Genomic DNA, 15,885 nt, shown 5'->3' with positions numbered 1-15,885 from the left:
TGATGTCGGTGTTCGTAGAGATCAGGACCCGCGGCCGCTGTCTTGCTCCGTTTTGAAGCGGGCGCTCTCGGCTTGCCCTTCTTCCCGTCAAAACGGGGAGAACGGTCGCGGCAGCGGGATGAGTGGCAAGCTCTCCGCTTGATCACGCCCGATGATAGGGGTGCCCCGAGAGGATCGTCACGGCCCGGTAGAGCTGCTCGGCGATAAGGATCCGAACGAGCTGGTGCGGCCAGGTCATCTTGCCGAGGCACAGCACGGCGTCCGCCCGTGCGTGGAGCGCCGGGTCGAGGCCGTCTGCGCCGCCGATCGCGATCATGAGATCGCGTTTGCCGCTGTCCCTGAAAGTAGCGAGCAGGTTCGCGAAGGCTTCCGAGTCGAGCGCTTTGCCGCGCTCGTCGAGCAACACGAGAAGGCTGCCGTCGACGAGTGCCTTTTCGAGCTGAACGGCCTCCTCGCGTTTGCGCGTCTCGGCGTTGGCAGCGCGGCTCTCAACCGTCTCGGCGACGCGGGCCAGCTCGAGGCCGACCGCCGGCCCCGTCTTGGCGAACCGGTCGAGATAGCGGACGGCAAGATCCTTCTCCGGGCCCGCCTTGAGGCGGCCCACTGCGAAAAGTCCGATGCGCATGACCCGATCCGTCCCAGCCGGCGCCGGCCGACGCCAAATTCAACCGGCAAAAACAACTCTTGCCGCCATCCGCCTCATCGGCGGTGGCAGCCTTATTTCACGATTGGCACCGGCGGTCGCTCCGTCCTGAGACGATGGTCAGGATCGGGCGGTGCTTCTCAGTGCAGGGTACCGTCTTCGACGTCGGGAGCCGCCCACATCTTTTCGATGTTGTAGAACTCCCGGATCTCCGGCCGGAAGATATGAACGATCACGTCGCCGGCGTCGATCAGTACCCAGTCACCGCTCTCAAGTCCCTCGACGCGAGCCCTGCCGAGGCCGTCGTCCTTCAGGTCCGTGATCAGGTGATCGGCAATGGCTATCACATGCCTGTTCGATCGCCCGGAGACAACGACCATGAAGTCTCCCAGCGCCGATTTCCCGGCAATGTCGATGGTGACGATATTTTCTGCCTTCGAGTCCTCTAGGCTTTCGAGGACCAGTTGAAGCGCACGGACAGCGGCTTCGTCGCTCGATTCCGTGCTGCGCGGGATCGCGGAGACCGCATATCCCTTGGCGTGTGCTGTTGTCAGGGTTTTTCCTTTCCAAGTGAACAGAACAGGCACGTTCGATTCGAAATATTTCTTCGAACCGTACCTAAATGTAGGCATCAAACCCATACGGTTTCAAGACATGAGATAACGATCATTTCAGGTCGGCTCTCCCCGATATTATGAATCTGGCCGATTCCAATGGGTTAGAGCCTTTCTGGAACGGAAATTCACCCGGAATTAGCGGAACGAAGTGCCGTCGAGCTCAGGCCCGAACGGGGTCCGTGAATGAAAGTCCAGGCGGGCGCGCGGCGCAACGCCAGGCTGCCCGCGCGATCTTCGTCGACGCGAGCCTGGCTGAAAGCCCTCGCCATCGGCGAGGAGAGATAGGCAAGGGTCGACCCCGGCCGGTCGATGACGGCGATCGGGAAGGTGGCGACGATCCTGCGCCAGTCCTGCCAGCGGTGGAAATTCTTGAGATTGTCCGCGCCCATGACCCAGACGAAACGCACATCGCGATTGCGGGCCTGGATCACCTCGAGCGTACGGGCCGTATAGCTTTGGCCAAGCGCCTGCTCGAAAGCGGTCACCTTGATGCGTGGATTGCGAGCGATCTTCTCGCTCCTGGCGATACGCTCGCCAAGCGGCGCCAGATTGTTGCGGTCCTTCAGCGGATTGCCCGGCGTCACCATCCACCAGAGCTGATCGAGCCCCAGTCTCCGCAAGGCGGTCTCGGCTACCAGCGCATGCCCCTCATGCGGCGGATTGAAGGACCCGCCGAACAGGCCGACCGTCATTCCGGACTCGACATGCGGCATCTTCAGATAGCGCGCATTCACTTGGCTCGGTGTCGTCAGGGCCGCACCTGTCCCGTGCCGCGCACACGATACTTGAACGAGGTGAGCTGCTCCACGCCGACGGGTCCGCGCGCATGCATCTTGCCGGTGGCGATGCCGATCTCGCCGCCCATGCCGAACTCGCCGCCATCGGCGAACTGCGTCGAAGCATTGTGCAGGAGGATCGCCGAGTCGATCTCGGAGAAGAAGCGCTCCACCACCCTCGGCTCTTCCGCGATTATGGCCTCCGTATGGGCCGAGGACCAGATATTGATGTGCTCGATCGCGCCGGAGATGCCGTCGACCAGTTTCACCGAAATGATCGCGTCCAGATATTCGGTCGCCCAGTCTTCGTCGGTGGCGGATTTCAGGCCAGGCATGACGCTTGAGAGGCTACTCTCGGCGCGCACCTCGCAGCCCGCCTCAACGAGCGCTTCGATCAGTGGCCTTGCGAGCTTTTCTGCGGCGTTGCGGTCGATCAGCAGCGTTTCGGCGGCGCCGCAGATGCCGGTACGGCGCATCTTGGCATTGACGACGATCTGCGTTGCCATGGCGAGATCGGCCGACGCATCGACATAGATGTGGCAGAGGCCTTCGAGATGCGCGAAGACCGGCACCCGCGCCTCGTTCTGGACGCGCGCAACCAGGCTCTTGCCGCCGCGCGGCACGATCACGTCGACCGCGCCATTCAAACCGGTGAGCATGGCGCCGACGGCGGCGCGGTCGGCGACCGGCACCATCTGGATAGCGTCGGCCGGCAGGCCGGCGGCCTTCAGGCCCTCGACAAGGCAGGCGTGGATGGCCCGCGACGAGTGGAAACTGTCGGACCCGCCACGCAGGATCACTGCATTTCCCGCTTTGAGGCAGAGCGCGCCCGCATCGGCCGTAACGTTCGGCCGGCTCTCATAAATGACGCCGATGACGCCGAGCGGCGTACGCACCCGCTCGATGTGGAGCCCGTTCGGGCGATCCCATTCGGCGATCACCTCGCCGACGGGATCCTTGAGTTCGGCGATCGCGCGAATACCGTCCGCCATGTCGCGGATACGGCTTTCCGTCAGCGTAAGCCGGTCGATGAAGGCGTTTGCGACGCCGCTTTCCCGCGCGTTTTCGAGGTCGAGCGCGTTGGCGGCGAGAATTTCCGCCGCCCGTGCGCCAAGAGCGCCCGCCACGGCGACAAGTGCCGCATGCTTGCGCTCGGCGCTTGCAACGGCGAGCGGCCGAGCGGCCGCTTTGGCGCGGCGCCCGATCTCCAGCATAATCGCCTTAACGTCATCGCCGTTCTCGACCGTTTCAAGCATGGAGCTTGCCCTTTCCCTCGTCGCTTTCCTCCGCCAGGCGCCCACCCGATGGAGCCGTCATGACCAGATCGTCGCGGTGCACCATGGCCGCGCGGCCGGCATAGCCGAGAATGACGGCGATCTCAGCCGATTTTTTGCCGGCGATCTGGCGCGCCTCCTCGGCGTCGTAGCCGGCGAGCCCGCGGGCGATCTCGCGCCCTGAGGCGCCGATTATGGCAATGGTATCGCCGCGGCCGAAGCTTCCCGTCACCTGCCGGACACCGGCCGGCAGCAGGCTCTTGCCGGATCTGAGCGCCGTTTCCGCCCCGGCGTCGATCGAGAGCGAACCGGCCGGCAGAAGCTGCCCTGCGATCCAGGTTTTTCGGGCCGTTACTGGAGAGCCGGCGGGGGCGAACCAGGAGGAGCGCCCACCTGCTTCCACCGCTGCCAGCGGATGCTCTGGCTTGCCGGAGGCGATGATCATCGCGCAGCCGGCCGTGGTGGCGATCTTGCCGGCGTCGATCTTGGTGCGCATTCCGCCGCGCGAGAGTTCCGAGGCTGCGCCGCCTGCCATTGCCTCTATGTCGGGCGTGATTTCGGCGACGGTTTCAAGAAGGCGGGCATTCGGATCGAGATGCGGCGGTGCCGTATAGAGCCCGTCTATATCCGAAAGCAGGACCAGAAGATCGGCGCCGACCATGGTCGCGACCCGCGCTGCGAGCCGATCGTTGTCGCCATAGCGGATTTCGGTCGTGGCGACCGTGTCATTCTCGTTGATGATCGGCACGGAGCCAAGCCTCAGAAGCTGGCCGATCGTCGCGCGGGCATTGAGGTAGCGCCGGCGCTCCTCGGTGTCGCCGAGCGTCAGAAGGATCTGGCCGGCGACGATCGCATGGGTGGAGAGGCTCTCCGACCAGGCACGCGCCAGCACGATCTGGCCGACGGCGGCGGCCGCCTGGCTCTCTTCGAGCTTCAAGGCACCCGCGGAAAGGTCGAGCACCGTGCGTCCGAGCGCGATCGCCCCGGAGGAGACGACGAGCACCTCCACGCCCTTGGCCCTGAGGGCCGCGATATCGGCGCACATGGCGTCGAGCCAGCTCTTCTTCAAACCCGTCTTGCGGTCGACGAGCAGCGCCGAGCCTATCTTGATCACGACCCGGCGGTATTTATCGAGCGCTTTGCGGGCCTTGGTCATGCTCAGGCGTCCTCCTCGCCCGCCTTGGCCGCGTCGATGACGCTGCGCAATGCTCTCAGTGTTTCCGTCATGCCCTTGTTGGTGACGGCGGAGATAAGCAGCGGCGGCGTGCCGCAGGCTTTGCCGAGCGCCTTGCTCTTCGCCTTCAACTCGGCTTCGTCGAGCACGTCGATCTGCGACAGAGCCACGATCTGCGGCTTTTCCTCGAGCCCCCCGCCATAGGCCTCGAGCTCGTGCTTCACCGTCTTGTAGGCCTTGGCGACATCCTCCTCCTGCGCGGAGACGAGGTGCAGCAGCACGCGGGTGCGCTCGACATGGCCGAGAAAGCGGTCGCCGATACCCACGCCCTCATGCGCCCCTTCGATCAGCCCGGGAATGTCGGCGATGATGAATTCCTTCTCGTCGACGGTCGCGACGCCGAGATTGGGGTGCAGCGTCGTGAAAGGATAGTTGGCGATTTTCGGCCGGGCGCGGGTGCAGGCGGCGAGAAAAGTCGATTTGCCGGCATTGGGCAGACCGACGAGGCCGGCATCGGCAATCAGCTTCAGCCGCAGCCAGATGGTTTTCTCCTCGCCCTCGAGCCCGGGATTGGCCCAATTGGGTGCCTGGTTGGTCGAGGACTTGAAATGCGCGTTTCCGAAGCCGCCATTGCCGCCGGCGGCAAGCCGGTAGCGCTGCCCTTCCGCCACCATGTCGACGATCAGCGTTTCGCTGTCCTCCTCGAAGATCTGCGTGCCGACCGGCACTTTCAGGGTCACGTCGGCGCCTTTGGCGCCGGTGCGGTTGCGGCCCATGCCGTGCGTGCCGGTCTTGGCCTTGAAATGCTGCTGATACCGGAAGTCGATGAGGGTATTGAGGCCATTGACGGCCTCCACCCAGACATCGCCGCCACGGCCGCCGTCGCCGCCATCCGGGCCACCGAACTCGATGAACTTCTCGCGGCGGAAGGACACGGCGCCCGCGCCGCCGTCTCCGGACCGGATATAGACTTTCGTTTCGTCGAGGAATTTCATCGGATCGCCATCTGTTTTCTTTAGGTCGCCATCGATATAGGCCGTTCCCGCAGAGGTCAAAGATTATCGTATGACAAACCCCGCCCAGGTCGTGCCCGGCGGGGTTCTTTCTGCAAGTCAGCCCGGCCGGCGCAGGTCCTCAGCCGCAAGCCGGGTCTCGATGTGCGCCATCATCGCATTGCGCGCGAGCGCGTAGATCTGGCTGCAGCCGGTGACCGAGCTTTTCCTGCACCCTGAGCGAAGCCGGGTTGTCGGCGAAGACGCCCGAATGCAGCACCGTTTCCGGCATGCGGCGGAAGAACCGTTCGATCGCGGCATGAACCGCCTCGCTCATGAGCCCCTTGCCCCAATAGAACCGGTTCAGCCAGTAGCCGACATGCCATTGGCCGTTTCTGAGCTCGATGCCGATGCAGCCGATATGGACGTCGTCACCCTGGGTGGTGATGGCGAGCGTCCAATCCGGCATGACATCGGCCGTCAGCATGTTGGCCGTCTGCCGGTTCAGCCAGTCGAACGCGTCCTGCTGATCGTAGGGCGCGGGCACCCGAGAGAGCATCCGCGCTACCTGGAAGTCGTTGAGCGAGTCGGCGATTGCCGCCGCATCGGAAAGCCGGTGCGGACGGAGCCGCAGCCGCGCCGTTTCGATGACCGGTGCCGGGCCGGGGCCGGGGCGGGCGACCGTTGCCGGCCGCGCTGTGACCAGTGCGTTCATCGGGCACCTCCCCAGCTTCTCAACGAGACCCAGGTCTTCCGGTCGAGCCGGTACCATTCGACGGGGACCATGCCGCCAAGCGCCAGGCTCCCGACCATGCCCGAACCCTGGAACTGAAAGCCGCACTTCTGGATGACCCGGCGGGAAGGGATGTTCATGACCCGGCAGCGCGCATCGATCTGGTCGATGTCGCGGGTACGGAAGGCCATGTCGGTCAAAGCCTGTGCCGCCTCGGTGGCATAGCCCTGATTCCAGTAAGGCTCGCCCAGCCAGTAGCCGAGTTCGACCGTCTTGCCGTCGGCATGCGGCTCCACCCCGCAGCAACCGAGAAATGCGCCATTGTCCGCTTTCGTGATCGCGTAGACGCACTTGCCAATCGTGCCGGGGCCGTTCGTGCCGGCTTTCGCGCGTCGCACGAAGTCGGCCGCATCCGCCGTGGTGTAGGGATGCGGCATGCGCGAGACCATGGTGGCAATGTTGGCATTGTTGGCAAGATGGGCAAGGGCGTCGATATCGTCTTCATGGGGCGCGCGCATAACGAGCCTGGGCGATAACAATATCGGGCAATCGGTCCTTGACCGCTGAGGCCTCAGCCTCTGTTCGGGAGACCGTGATTGGTCTTCCCTGGCGAGCTCGGTTTGCATGGTTCTTCCTCCAGACATGCGAAAAGGGGAGTTGGGTATCGCCCCATCTCCCCTTTGAAGTCTGGCTTTGAACCTTGCGGTGCGTCAGCCGGGTCGATGAGACGCCGGCTGTTTTAGAGCGCTACCGGCTTATTCCGCTGCTTCCGCTTTCGGCATTACAGACACGTACACGCGACCGTTGGCCTTCTTGCGGAAGTCCACATTGCCTGCCGTAAGCGCAAAAATCGTATGGTCCTTGCCGAGGCCGACATTGGCGCCCGGATGCCACTTCGTGCCGCGCTGGCGCACGATGATGTTGCCCGCGATGACGTTCTCGCCACCGAACTTCTTCACGCCAAGGCGCTTGGACTCAGAATCGCGACCGTTACGCGACGAACCGCCAGCTTTTTTGTGTGCCATTGGTGTTCTCCTTTAAACCTTCGATCCCGGAACTCAGTTTGCAGCTTCTTCGGCGGCGGCTTCAGCCTTCTTCGAAGCCTTCTTCGCCTTGCCGCCAGCGGCAGCGATGTCCAGAATACGGACGATCGTGTGATGCTGGCGATGGCCGCGCGTGCGCTTGGAGTTCTGGCGGCGGCGCTTCTTGAAGGCGATGACCTTCTTGGCGCGGCCATGATCCACAACCTCGGCGCTGACGACGGCACCTTCTACGAACGGAGCACCGATGGTGGCGTCGGCCCCGGCGCCGACCATCAGGATCTCGGTGAATTCGATCTTGTCGCCAGCAGCGCCATCCAGCTTTTCGATGGTGATGACGTCATTGGCCGCCACGCGGTACTGCTTACCGCCGGTCTTGATGACTGCGAACATATTTTGTCCTTTCATGTTCGTTCCGGCTCTTCGCCTCAAAGGCAAGGCCGTCTTTTTGTCAGTCGCTAAATGAAGCGAAGCGCCTTGGAAAATCCTTGACCTTCGCCAGTGAACGGGCACAAACACTTACCCGGCGCGGCACAGGCTGAGCCCACACCACCTCACGGCGCGGATTACGGGAACGCCCCTTGCTTGTCAAGGCGAAAGCCACCATATCGCAGATATTCTTCCCGGCAGCCCTTGCCAGCGGCAGAAACTGCCGCTATGAACCGGCCGCGCTTCAAAGCGCCAACCGGCCCCGCGGAGAGGTGGCAGAGTGGTTGAATGCACCGCACTCGAAATGCGGCATGGGTGCAAGCCCATCGGGGGTTCGAATCCCCCCCTCTCCGCCAGTTGCCTTCAAAACCAGCTGAAATTGCTTGGATTTTTGACGAGGTTGGCTGAATACCCACGCCTTGCCCCACATTTTGGTTCGTATTTCATCGGTTCCGTTCGCACACGGCTGGACAACGTCTCTTCGGCATAACTGCCCCGAGCGCACCGCGTCAGGCGAGGTTGCTAAAAAGCTTTAAAGCCCGCTGCAAAGTGACCGGCCACTTCTGACATCGGAATTGGAAGGCTATAGTTGTAAAGCTTTGTTTTTATCGTAACCAGTGATGCACTGCGCTTTGCCTGCGCTATTTCTCGCTGCACGCGTCACCAGACGAATAAATGCCCCATCTTGTCCAACCTTCTTAAACGATCCTCATCGTCCGGCATGATCGTTTCCAACGAGCGCCAAAATCGCCCCGAATGATTGTGCTTAAGGACGTGGCAAGCCTCATGGGCAATAACGTAATCGACCAATGGCATAGGTGCCATGATCAAGCGCCAGTTTAAGCGGATGCGTCCCCGAGCATCACAACTTCCCCAGCGCTTAGATTGGTCAACCACATTGACCGTCGACGTCGGAATTCCAAGCATCTCCGCAACCATGCGTGGAGTGCTCCCCGTTTCACCAGACAGATCGGCTAGGTTGATTTAGCCCTGATGAAATGCCTGGGGGAAGCCATCATGGGCGCGGAATGGGGATGGATTTCGTTGTAGTCCTCGATCCACCCAAGCATATCCCCTGGTCGAACCTCCTCGAGGGCATCGGCGAGTCCAGGCCGATCAATGTTGGATCCAGGCATGCCGTGGTCGATGGAGAGAGGCTTACAGCCGCTGGCCGCCAATGCCTGCTCTCATTTGAGCCAGCCCGGAAAACGAGACAGACGTATTCTCCATCCGCGCTACTTCCGGCCAAGAGGCCGCGCGGTGATACGTTCTTCATTGACGGCGGATACTACACGGTAGAACAGCTTTCAAGTATCGACTATCGTTCCCACGGGACTGCAAGGCGCGCCACGCTCAACCCCATCGCCAGCGCGCTGATCACGAAGATGCCTGCCCCCGAGGCCTGCATGGCCTCGAGCATCTGCCCCCGGTTGAACAGAACAAGCATCTCGAATGCGTAGAGACCCGGAATCATGATGACGACTGGCGGGGTAACAATGGCCATGAGCTCTGCGTCCAACCGCCGGCTCGCAAGAACGGCGATGATTCCTATCGAAAACGCGGCGATGAACGCCGCCGGCGCCAGCAGCATTCCCATGTCGATCAGGACGAGGCGCACGCTATTCGCCGCCAGCGCCACGATGCCCGCGACGACCACCAAAAATGGCGCGCTGTTGAACAGCATGGCGAAGCCGCAGCCAGCGACGAAGCTCGCGACGGCGCGAAGCGAAAGGCGCAACGGATAGGCAAGCTCGGCCGGCGCAGAGCGCGGCAACAGCTCGATGCTCGCAACAGTCATCACGATGCTCAGCCCCGAAGCGACGATGAACAGGATCAACGCGCCATGTGCCAGCCGGCTTAAGGCAGCCACCGTCTGATGCTGCAACAGGTCGAACAATCCTGCAATCAGCGAAACGCCCGGGATGAGAAATAGTATGGTGGAGATGAAGCCCGCGGCATAGTGCGAGAACGCAATCCCTGCACGGTGCGCCAGCGCCGCCACCAGAACGTAAGTTCCGGCAGCGGTTACAGCAGCCAATGCCGCCGTGCCGAAGTCGGTCAATTGGCGGCGGGTCAACCACCAACGCAATCCTTGACCTGTGCCGCCACCGATCGCGGCGGTGGCCATTTCCGGCAGGGCCGCTCCGTTGAGGAACGCAAACCCTCCGCTGGCCAGGCCGATCGCGATCGCCATCTGCCACCCGGAATATCGAGGCGCGCGCGATTCGATTTCAGCAAGTTCTGTCGCGATCCGGTGTGGCGGTGCCGTTGCCTCTGGCGCGTTCGCAAGCCGCTCCAACTCACCGAGGCGCCTGAAGTCGATTCCGGGCGGACCGATCTCGCGTATCGCTACGAACTGTTCGCTGCCGCGATAAACACTGAGGGTGACGGATTCGAGCGTGAGACTCACCGATGGCGTTTCCAGGTTGAGGCGGTGCGCCATCGCCCCCACAAGTTCGCGGGTACGGGTGGCGGTGCCCCCGGAACGAAACATCATAGCGGCAAACCGCAGCAGCATGTCGATCGAGTCGTCCGGCACGCCGGGTTCGGGCCTTTTATTATCGGACTGCGTCACACCCCACCCTTTCAGCTATCCAAACGCCCAGATTTTATTCCATGCGATATTCGAAAATCTGCACATTGTTCTGCGGTTAACCGACACCTCCCGGCCTTGCGTGATGGTCGATGGTCGACGAGGTAAGACGCCGTCTTACCTGGAAGAGCTCTCAAGCCGCGGGATCCAGGCGGAGCATACCATATTGCACTTGGTATACGTCGCCGAAGCGTGGTCGCCTACGCCATCGCGCAAGTCGCAGGCGCGATCCTTGCTGCCGCGGGACCAGCCCCCTCCCGAACTTACGAGAGTCCACCGTTTTTACGCTTTAGGGGGCGACAGGTGCCTTGGCCGCCAGCTCGGCGGCCTTGCTCATGTTCAGCGCTTGCTGCGCGGCGGCGGCGTTGTCGCTTCCTCCAGAAACATGAACGGTTGGAACCGCGATCCTGATGCCGTTCTCATCGAAGGCCTTCTTGATCATCATGAAAGCCCGCCGTTTCATAGTGAACTGCGCGCCCGGTTTGGTCATCAGCTTCATCCTGAGCACGATCGCAAAGTCGCCGAAGCTGTCGACACCCTGCATTTTCAAGGGCTCAATCGTGTCTGCCGCGAACTCCGGATCCGCAGCCAGCTCCTGACCGACCTTCTTGATGAGCTTCCGTGCGAGGTCTACGTCGGCATCGTAAGTGACGTTGAGCGTCATCTTGTCGATCACCCAGTCGCGGCTCATGTTCTGAACGGCTCCCAACTCCCCGAACGGCACCGTGAAGATCGGGCCGCGGTGATGCCGAAGCCTGACCGACCTCAGGCTGAACGATTCGACCGTGCCTTTGTAGCTGCCGCTCTGGATGTATTCACCGACACGGAAGGCATCGTCGAGCATGTAGAAAACGCCGCTGAGTACGTCCTTGACCAGCGTCTGCGATCCGAATCCGATGGCAACGCCGAAAATACCCGCCCCCGCGATCAAGGGTGCTATCTGTACGCCCAGCCCGGACAGGATCGTCAGCACGGTGACGGCGCCGATGAAGACAGCGAGCACGTTGCGGAATATCGGCAAGAGCGTCCGTAAGCGGCCACTGCGGGCGAGTTCATCGGCGTTGGAACCGTCCTTCGGCCCAAGTCCCATGCGATAGGCGATCAATGCCTTTGACATCTGCCAAAGCAGGTCGGCGACCAAGAGGGCGATAATACCGTTGAGCAATCCAGGTATCACGATCGCGCCGGGTTCGCTGCCGGCGAGGGCTGCAGCTCTGATGCGCCAGATGTAGGCGAGCCATGCGACCGCGGCGGCGATCACCGCTGCCCTGGCACCCCTGACGATGAGCACGCCCAGTACGATGCCGGGGGCCCCGGTGCGCTGTGCTCTGGTTGCTAAGGCCTGCGCCACATCGCCAACGCCCCGCACCAGAGCCGGCAACAGCAGCGAATAGATCCCGAGCCACAGCACTCCCAGCAATCCCATGACCCAAGCCGACCAAAGCACGACGAGATAGAGGGTAAGCAGTGACTTGACGACAAGTGAAGCCGGCTTGTCGGGGCGCCGCCAGACGACTTCGACCGCGGTTGCCAGAATGCCCAACCCGACCAGAAACGCGGTGAGCCGAACCACCTCGATGGAAAAACCCAGCTCCGGCATGAGGCTGACGATGGCCCAACCGAACAGCAGAAAGCCGGCAACAAGGCTGATCCGCCAAAGCCAGAAACGAGGTGCCGCATCGCTTGCCAAAGCTGACATCGGCTGATCGGCAATGCCGTTGGAGCCGCTCACGGCAAACAGAAATTTGCTGATCGCCCGAACGGCCCGAAACACGATTAAGGCTACAAGCAGCGTAAGGATGATCTTACGCAGCAAGGGCGGCCATTCGAATACCAGGAACGAACCGATGCTGGCCAAGGCAAACGTCAGCAAGGCAGCGACCTCCGACAGGATCTCCTGTCCGGCTTCCTCTTTTGTGCCGGATTTACGTGCCCGGGCAAAGACCCTTCGGATCAGCCACTCGGCGCCCAGGCCAGCGGCGATCAGTACGGCCAATATGCTGACCACAAGCCCGGGCCTTCCCGAGTTCACGTCGCGCGAGACAACAGCGGCGCCGCTTGCCAGCTCCTCCGGTATGCGGGGAACTGCGCCCAAAAGCCCACCGATGCGATCGCGGATGGCTGCCTCCCAGCTCGAAATCGTATCGGCGGGCGACGCGGCAGGGGGTTCCGCCGCAGCTGAAGGAATTTTTCCCTCGAGCCATGTCCTCACCTCGGGATCAGAGAGCAGACCGAGAAACTGTTGGGCCTTTTCGGGCGGCACGCCGACGGGAGCCTGCTGTGCCCAGGAAACGCCAAGCAGCATCCAAAAGAGGATTGGAGCGACGGCCAATAGCAGAAAACCAATTCGAATGGGTAGTGCGTTACTCATGGGGCGCTCCGGACTAGTTTCTGGCAGGCGGCGCGACCAGAAGATCGGAGGTTTCGGCTTGACCGCGCAGCCAACTCTCGCTCTATCCGTCGGCCTTTTCGGACGGCATCATGATGTCGGGGATCGGCCAGGCCGCACACAGCCCGCCCCTTCCTCGATGAGGGCCGCGTCATCCGTTTTCAGTCGCCGTCACGGTCGTCGTCATCGTGGGGGTCATCGTCATCGTCGAATTTGTCATGGGAAGGATCGATGACGGGGACCAGGAAGACATGTCGATTCACATCGGAATCCTCACCTGACTGAGCAGCCGCCGCCCGGCTTGCTTGCCAGATCTCGGTCTCCTCAGGGGTGGCCATCCGCACATGGATCTCCGCGACACCATCCCAGAGTGCGCGACCCTTATTCTGCAAGACAATCAGATCCCGTAGGAGTCCCCTGTTTGCCAACTGTGCTTGCGCTTCAATGTCGTTGGCTGCGTCAAAAGCGGCGATGCCGCGTCCTGAAATCTCGGCGACGTATACGATCATTTCGGACCCCACTTGATCTAGCACCGGCTTCCCACGTGCTCCTGGGTACCTTGAACTCTTTTGTTTGGTGTGATGACGATCGGACCGAACAGTTCCGGGCGCAGCGATACGATGCTCATCGGCGCCCAGCCGGGCTAACGGTTGCTGATCACCAAGGGCCGATCACGCGAGGTCCGATCACGCGAAGCTTGGCGTCGCCGGCGGGCTTCAGCGTGTCGACAACGACGCCCTCGGGCGGGATTATCCCGGCGTATGCTGTATTCCCGGTACTGTTCACCAGCTGGCGCATCACGTCGAGAAAGAGAATGGAACGCTGCCAGGCATCGAGCGAATAGGCGAGTGCGTCTGCGAATGATGGATGGTCGGCTGAGGCATTCGGTCTACTCCTCGGCTTGAACGCAGGGCGTTCCAAGTCTCTGATTGCACATACACCAACACTGCCTGCTGAGCATTGATCTCCATCAAATCCCAAGCGTACCGGGTGCGCTCCGGGCGGACTGAACTAGGCGAGGCCTGATGGTCATACCCGATCCGCGTGCGCTCCCGCATAGCAGCACTCTGCTGTGGCAGACGCCGGGCGAGTTTGTCGGGGAGCATCTGGCGACGCGCCGATATCGACGAAATCAGCGCCGGACGAGCTTCTCGATTCGCCGAGCAAGTGTCGATATATTGACTCCGGTCAATGCCGACCGGTTCCTTTTGCCCTATCGTCACACGAGGAAGTCGGCGTTCGGCATCTTCCGCTGCAATTCGCCTTCCGATGGGCAGCACAGAATGGAGGAGTTCACAATCAGGCGGGATCTCGAGGGGGCCACGCTTGAGATCGTCGCGGAGCTTGCTTGAGTATGACTCGACCCAGCTTCGCAGCGACGCCGTAGTGGCGGGGACGTCTGTACCGGAGTTCGATCGATATGCTTGTCAAGGATGTGATGACGACAAAGGTCGTCAAACTGTCGCCTGACAACAGCGTCAGACAGGCAGCCAAGCTGATGTTCGACTACCACGTAAGCGGCGTCCCGGTCGTTAACGACGATGGGCGCTTGCTCGGCGTCATCAGCGAGGGCGACCTGATCCGGCGGACGGAACTCTGCAGCGGAGCATCCGTGTTGATGGCGGACATGACGATCGATCCCGTTAACAGGGCGAACGCCTTCATCCGGCGATGCTCGTGGCGCGTCGGCGACGTCATGACGGCCGACCCCGTAACCATCGAGGAGGAAGCGCCCCTTGCGCGCGTGGCAGGGCTCATGCAGGAACGCGGCATCAAGCGCATCCCCGTAATGCGCGATGGAGAACTGGTCGGCATCGTCAGCCGCGCCGACCTCCTGCAGGCAATTTTTTCAACGAAGCCAGACGAAACAGCAGCGGGCGACGAAGCCATTCGACGCAGCATCCTTGTTCGCCTCGGGGAAAACACGGGTCTGGAGGAACTGGATGTGACTGTCACGGTCACCGAGGGGATCGTGCACTTTTGGGGCCAAGTCGAGACGGCGGCTTGTCGCAGGGCCGCGCGGATCGTGGCTGAGAGTGTCCACGGGGTCAGGGGCATCGTGGAGCATTTTCCAGATCCCTACACGCAATAGCGCCGCCGTTCACAAAACAACTTCTCGCCAACTTCTGAGAAATGTCTCTGAAGCCGTATGGGATGGATGGGAATGAAAATGGCACAGACGATGAAGGCGGCTGTCGTACGCCAGTTCCGCGCTCCGCTGACCATAGAGGAGATGGAAGTCCCAACGCCTGGCGCCGGGCAGGTCCTCGTAAAATATGAAGCAACGGGCGTGTGCCATACCGATCTGCATGCGGCAAACGGCGATTGGCCCGTTAAGCCGGCTCCGCCCTTTATTCCAGGGCACGAGGGTGTTGGCTTCGTCTCGGCCGTGGGCGCCGGCGTGAGGAGAGTGAAAGAAGGTGACAGGGTTGGGGTGCCATGGCTCCACACCGCTTGCCGTTACTGTACCTATTGCCGGACCGGTTGGGAAACGCTGTGCTCTTCGCAATCGAACACCGGGTACTCGGTGAACGGCACCTTCGCGGAGTTCGGACTGGCAGATCCCGAGTTCGCGGGAAAGATTCCTGATCGGTTGGAATTCGGAGCCGCCGCGCCCGTTCTCTGCGCGGGAGTGACCGTCTACAAGGGGCTGAAGGAAACGGAAGTCCGTCCCGGTGAATGGGTGGCCATCTCGGGCGTCGGCGGTCTCGGCCACATGGCGGTGCAATATGCCAAGGCAATGGGAATGCACGTGGTGGCCGCCGACATATCCGAAGACAAGCTGGCGCTGGCCAAGCAACTTGGCGCCGACATCGCAGTAAACGGCAAGTCGGACGATGCAGTCGAGCAGGTACAGAAGGCCACGAGCGGCGGCGTTCACGGAGTGCTCGTGACCGCTGTCTCTCCCGCCGCCATGGAACAGGCCTTTGGTTTCCTGCGGTCGAAAGGCACGATGGTCTTGGTCGGTCTTCCCCCCGGAATGATGTCCTTGCCGGTTTTCGAGACCGTCCTGAAACGCATAACCGTGCGTGGATCAATCGTGGGTACCCGACAAGACCTCGAGGAATCGCTCGCTTTCGCGGCGGAAGGCAAGGTAAAGCCGTATTTCTCGTGGGAGAGCCTCGAGAACATCAACGACATCTTCCATCGCATGGAAGCGGGCAAGATCGACGGTCGAATAGTGGTGCGATTACAGTAGCTTGCATCAACAGCAAGCCGGAGAGA

15 protein-coding genes, 1 tRNA gene and 3 pseudogenes are annotated in these 15,885 nt (G+C 61.8%); 4 read left to right on the top strand and 15 right to left on the bottom strand.

Features of this window, described 5'->3' with window-relative positions; all coding sequences use genetic code 11:
• Window positions 1-142: 142 nt before the first annotated feature.
• The 10 genes and pseudogenes from rlmH to rplU form a co-directional block, all read right to left on the bottom strand.
• Window positions 143-625: a 23S rRNA (pseudouridine(1915)-N(3))-methyltransferase RlmH gene (gene rlmH, locus FB009_RS08305; protein WP_018012766.1), complete on the bottom strand. Its 483-nt coding sequence runs from the start codon at window positions 623-625 to the stop codon at window positions 143-145.
• 158 nt (window positions 626-783) lie between these two features.
• A complete protein-coding gene (gene rsfS / locus FB009_RS08300) occupies window positions 784-1,275 on the bottom strand; it encodes a ribosome silencing factor (RefSeq protein WP_186447663.1) in 492 nt (163 codons plus the stop codon).
• Between the two features lie 110 nt (window positions 1,276-1,385).
• Complete coding sequence (locus FB009_RS08295; protein WP_234705084.1) at window positions 1,386-1,952, bottom strand: nicotinate-nucleotide adenylyltransferase; 567 nt, start codon at window positions 1,950-1,952, stop codon at window positions 1,386-1,388.
• 56 nt (window positions 1,953-2,008) lie between these two features.
• Window positions 2,009-3,292, bottom strand: coding sequence for a glutamate-5-semialdehyde dehydrogenase (locus tag FB009_RS08290; protein ID WP_012067219.1), 1,284 nt, complete (start codon window positions 3,290-3,292; stop codon window positions 2,009-2,011).
• Entirely contained in the window at window positions 3,285-4,466 is a 1,182-nt protein-coding gene (gene proB, locus FB009_RS08285) for a glutamate 5-kinase (RefSeq protein ID WP_012067218.1), read from the bottom strand. Before proB ends, FB009_RS08290 begins: the two co-directional genes overlap by 8 nt.
• A gap of 2 nt (window positions 4,467-4,468) precedes the next feature.
• A complete protein-coding gene (gene obgE / locus FB009_RS08280) occupies window positions 4,469-5,479 on the bottom strand; it encodes a GTPase ObgE (protein ID WP_012067217.1) in 1,011 nt (336 codons plus the stop codon).
• A gap of 117 nt (window positions 5,480-5,596) precedes the next feature.
• A pseudogene (locus tag FB009_RS08275) lies at window positions 5,597-6,191 on the bottom strand (GNAT family N-acetyltransferase).
• Window positions 6,188-6,835, bottom strand: a complete 648-nt coding sequence (locus FB009_RS08270; protein ID WP_024310872.1) for a GNAT family N-acetyltransferase — start codon at window positions 6,833-6,835, stop codon at window positions 6,188-6,190. The pseudogene FB009_RS08275 and the gene FB009_RS08270 overlap by 4 nt, the downstream one beginning before the upstream one ends.
• Before the next feature lie 129 nt (window positions 6,836-6,964).
• Window positions 6,965-7,234, bottom strand: a complete 270-nt coding sequence (gene rpmA, locus FB009_RS08265) for a 50S ribosomal protein L27 (RefSeq protein WP_012067214.1) — start codon at window positions 7,232-7,234, stop codon at window positions 6,965-6,967.
• 96 nt (window positions 7,235-7,330) lie between these two features.
• Window positions 7,331-7,642: pseudogene (gene rplU, locus FB009_RS08260) on the bottom strand (50S ribosomal protein L21); the annotation flags it as partial.
• A gap of 302 nt (window positions 7,643-7,944) precedes the next feature.
• Here rplU and FB009_RS08250 point away from each other — a divergent pair.
• Window positions 7,945-8,034: transfer RNA gene (locus tag FB009_RS08250), tRNA-Ser, on the top strand.
• A gap of 304 nt (window positions 8,035-8,338) precedes the next feature.
• On the opposite strand, the pseudogene FB009_RS08245 reads toward FB009_RS08250, so the two are convergent.
• The 5 genes and pseudogenes from FB009_RS08245 to FB009_RS08215 form a co-directional block, all read right to left on the bottom strand.
• Window positions 8,339-8,620: pseudogene (locus FB009_RS08245) on the bottom strand (M48 metallopeptidase family protein); the annotation flags it as partial.
• Between the two features lie 376 nt (window positions 8,621-8,996).
• Entirely contained in the window at window positions 8,997-10,253 is a 1,257-nt protein-coding gene (locus FB009_RS08235; protein ID WP_012067212.1) for a threonine/serine exporter family protein, read from the bottom strand.
• A 307-nt stretch (window positions 10,254-10,560) separates the two neighbouring features.
• Window positions 10,561-12,642, bottom strand: coding sequence for a mechanosensitive ion channel family protein (locus tag FB009_RS08230; protein WP_018012758.1), 2,082 nt, complete (start codon window positions 12,640-12,642; stop codon window positions 10,561-10,563).
• Between the two features lie 179 nt (window positions 12,643-12,821).
• Window positions 12,822-13,169 carry a hypothetical protein gene (locus FB009_RS08220; RefSeq protein WP_024310869.1) on the bottom strand — a complete coding sequence of 116 codons (348 nt, stop codon included), beginning with the start codon at window positions 13,167-13,169 and terminating at the stop codon, window positions 12,822-12,824.
• A 148-nt stretch (window positions 13,170-13,317) separates the two neighbouring features.
• Entirely contained in the window at window positions 13,318-13,581 is a 264-nt protein-coding gene (locus FB009_RS08215) for a hypothetical protein (protein WP_012067209.1), read from the bottom strand.
• A gap of 104 nt (window positions 13,582-13,685) precedes the next feature.
• On the opposite strand from FB009_RS08215, the gene FB009_RS08210 reads away from it, so the two are divergent.
• The 3 genes from FB009_RS08210 to adhP all read left to right on the top strand — a co-directional run bounded on the left by FB009_RS08210 (window position 13,686) and on the right by adhP (window position 15,859).
• Window positions 13,686-14,012, top strand: a complete 327-nt coding sequence (locus FB009_RS08210; RefSeq protein ID WP_012067208.1) for a hypothetical protein — start codon at window positions 13,686-13,688, stop codon at window positions 14,010-14,012.
• Between the two features lie 68 nt (window positions 14,013-14,080).
• Complete coding sequence (locus FB009_RS08205; protein WP_012067207.1) at window positions 14,081-14,752, top strand: CBS domain-containing protein; 672 nt, start codon at window positions 14,081-14,083, stop codon at window positions 14,750-14,752.
• A 72-nt stretch (window positions 14,753-14,824) separates the two neighbouring features.
• Complete coding sequence (gene adhP, locus FB009_RS08200) at window positions 14,825-15,859, top strand: alcohol dehydrogenase AdhP (protein WP_012067206.1); 1,035 nt, start codon at window positions 14,825-14,827, stop codon at window positions 15,857-15,859.
• The last annotated feature ends 26 nt before the right edge of the window (window positions 15,860-15,885 follow it).

This window comes from Sinorhizobium medicae, from assembly GCF_007827695.1.
GTDB lineage: Bacteria > Pseudomonadota > Alphaproteobacteria > Rhizobiales > Rhizobiaceae > Sinorhizobium > Sinorhizobium medicae.
Note: the sequence above shows the minus strand (reverse complement) of the source record. Positions and strands in the feature narration are given on the sequence as shown.

Coding starts and splice junctions, on each gene's coding strand:
- rlmH (WP_018012766.1), bottom strand. CDS start 625: ATGCGCATCGGACTTTTCGCAGTGGGCCGCCTCAAGGCGGGCCCGGAG.
- rsfS (WP_186447663.1), bottom strand. CDS start 1,275: ATGCCTACATTTAGGTACGGTTCGAAGAAATATTTCGAATCGAACGTG.
- FB009_RS08295 (WP_234705084.1), bottom strand. CDS start 1,952: ATGACGGTCGGCCTGTTCGGCGGGTCCTTCAATCCGCCGCATGAGGGG.
- FB009_RS08290 (WP_012067219.1), bottom strand. CDS start 3,292: ATGCTTGAAACGGTCGAGAACGGCGATGACGTTAAGGCGATTATGCTG.
- proB (WP_012067218.1), bottom strand. CDS start 4,466: ATGACCAAGGCCCGCAAAGCGCTCGATAAATACCGCCGGGTCGTGATC.
- obgE (WP_012067217.1), bottom strand. CDS start 5,479: ATGAAATTCCTCGACGAAACGAAAGTCTATATCCGGTCCGGAGACGGC.
- FB009_RS08270 (WP_024310872.1), bottom strand. CDS start 6,835: ATGCAAACCGAGCTCGCCAGGGAAGACCAATCACGGTCTCCCGAACAG.
- rpmA (WP_012067214.1), bottom strand. CDS start 7,234: ATGGCACACAAAAAAGCTGGCGGTTCGTCGCGTAACGGTCGCGATTCT.
- FB009_RS08230 (WP_018012758.1), bottom strand. CDS start 12,642: ATGAGTAACGCACTACCCATTCGAATTGGTTTTCTGCTATTGGCCGTC.
- FB009_RS08220 (WP_024310869.1), bottom strand. CDS start 13,169: ATGATCGTATACGTCGCCGAGATTTCAGGACGCGGCATCGCCGCTTTT.
- FB009_RS08210 (WP_012067208.1), top strand. CDS start 13,686: ATGGTCATACCCGATCCGCGTGCGCTCCCGCATAGCAGCACTCTGCTG.
- FB009_RS08205 (WP_012067207.1), top strand. CDS start 14,081: ATGCTTGTCAAGGATGTGATGACGACAAAGGTCGTCAAACTGTCGCCT.
- adhP (WP_012067206.1), top strand. CDS start 14,825: ATGAAAATGGCACAGACGATGAAGGCGGCTGTCGTACGCCAGTTCCGC.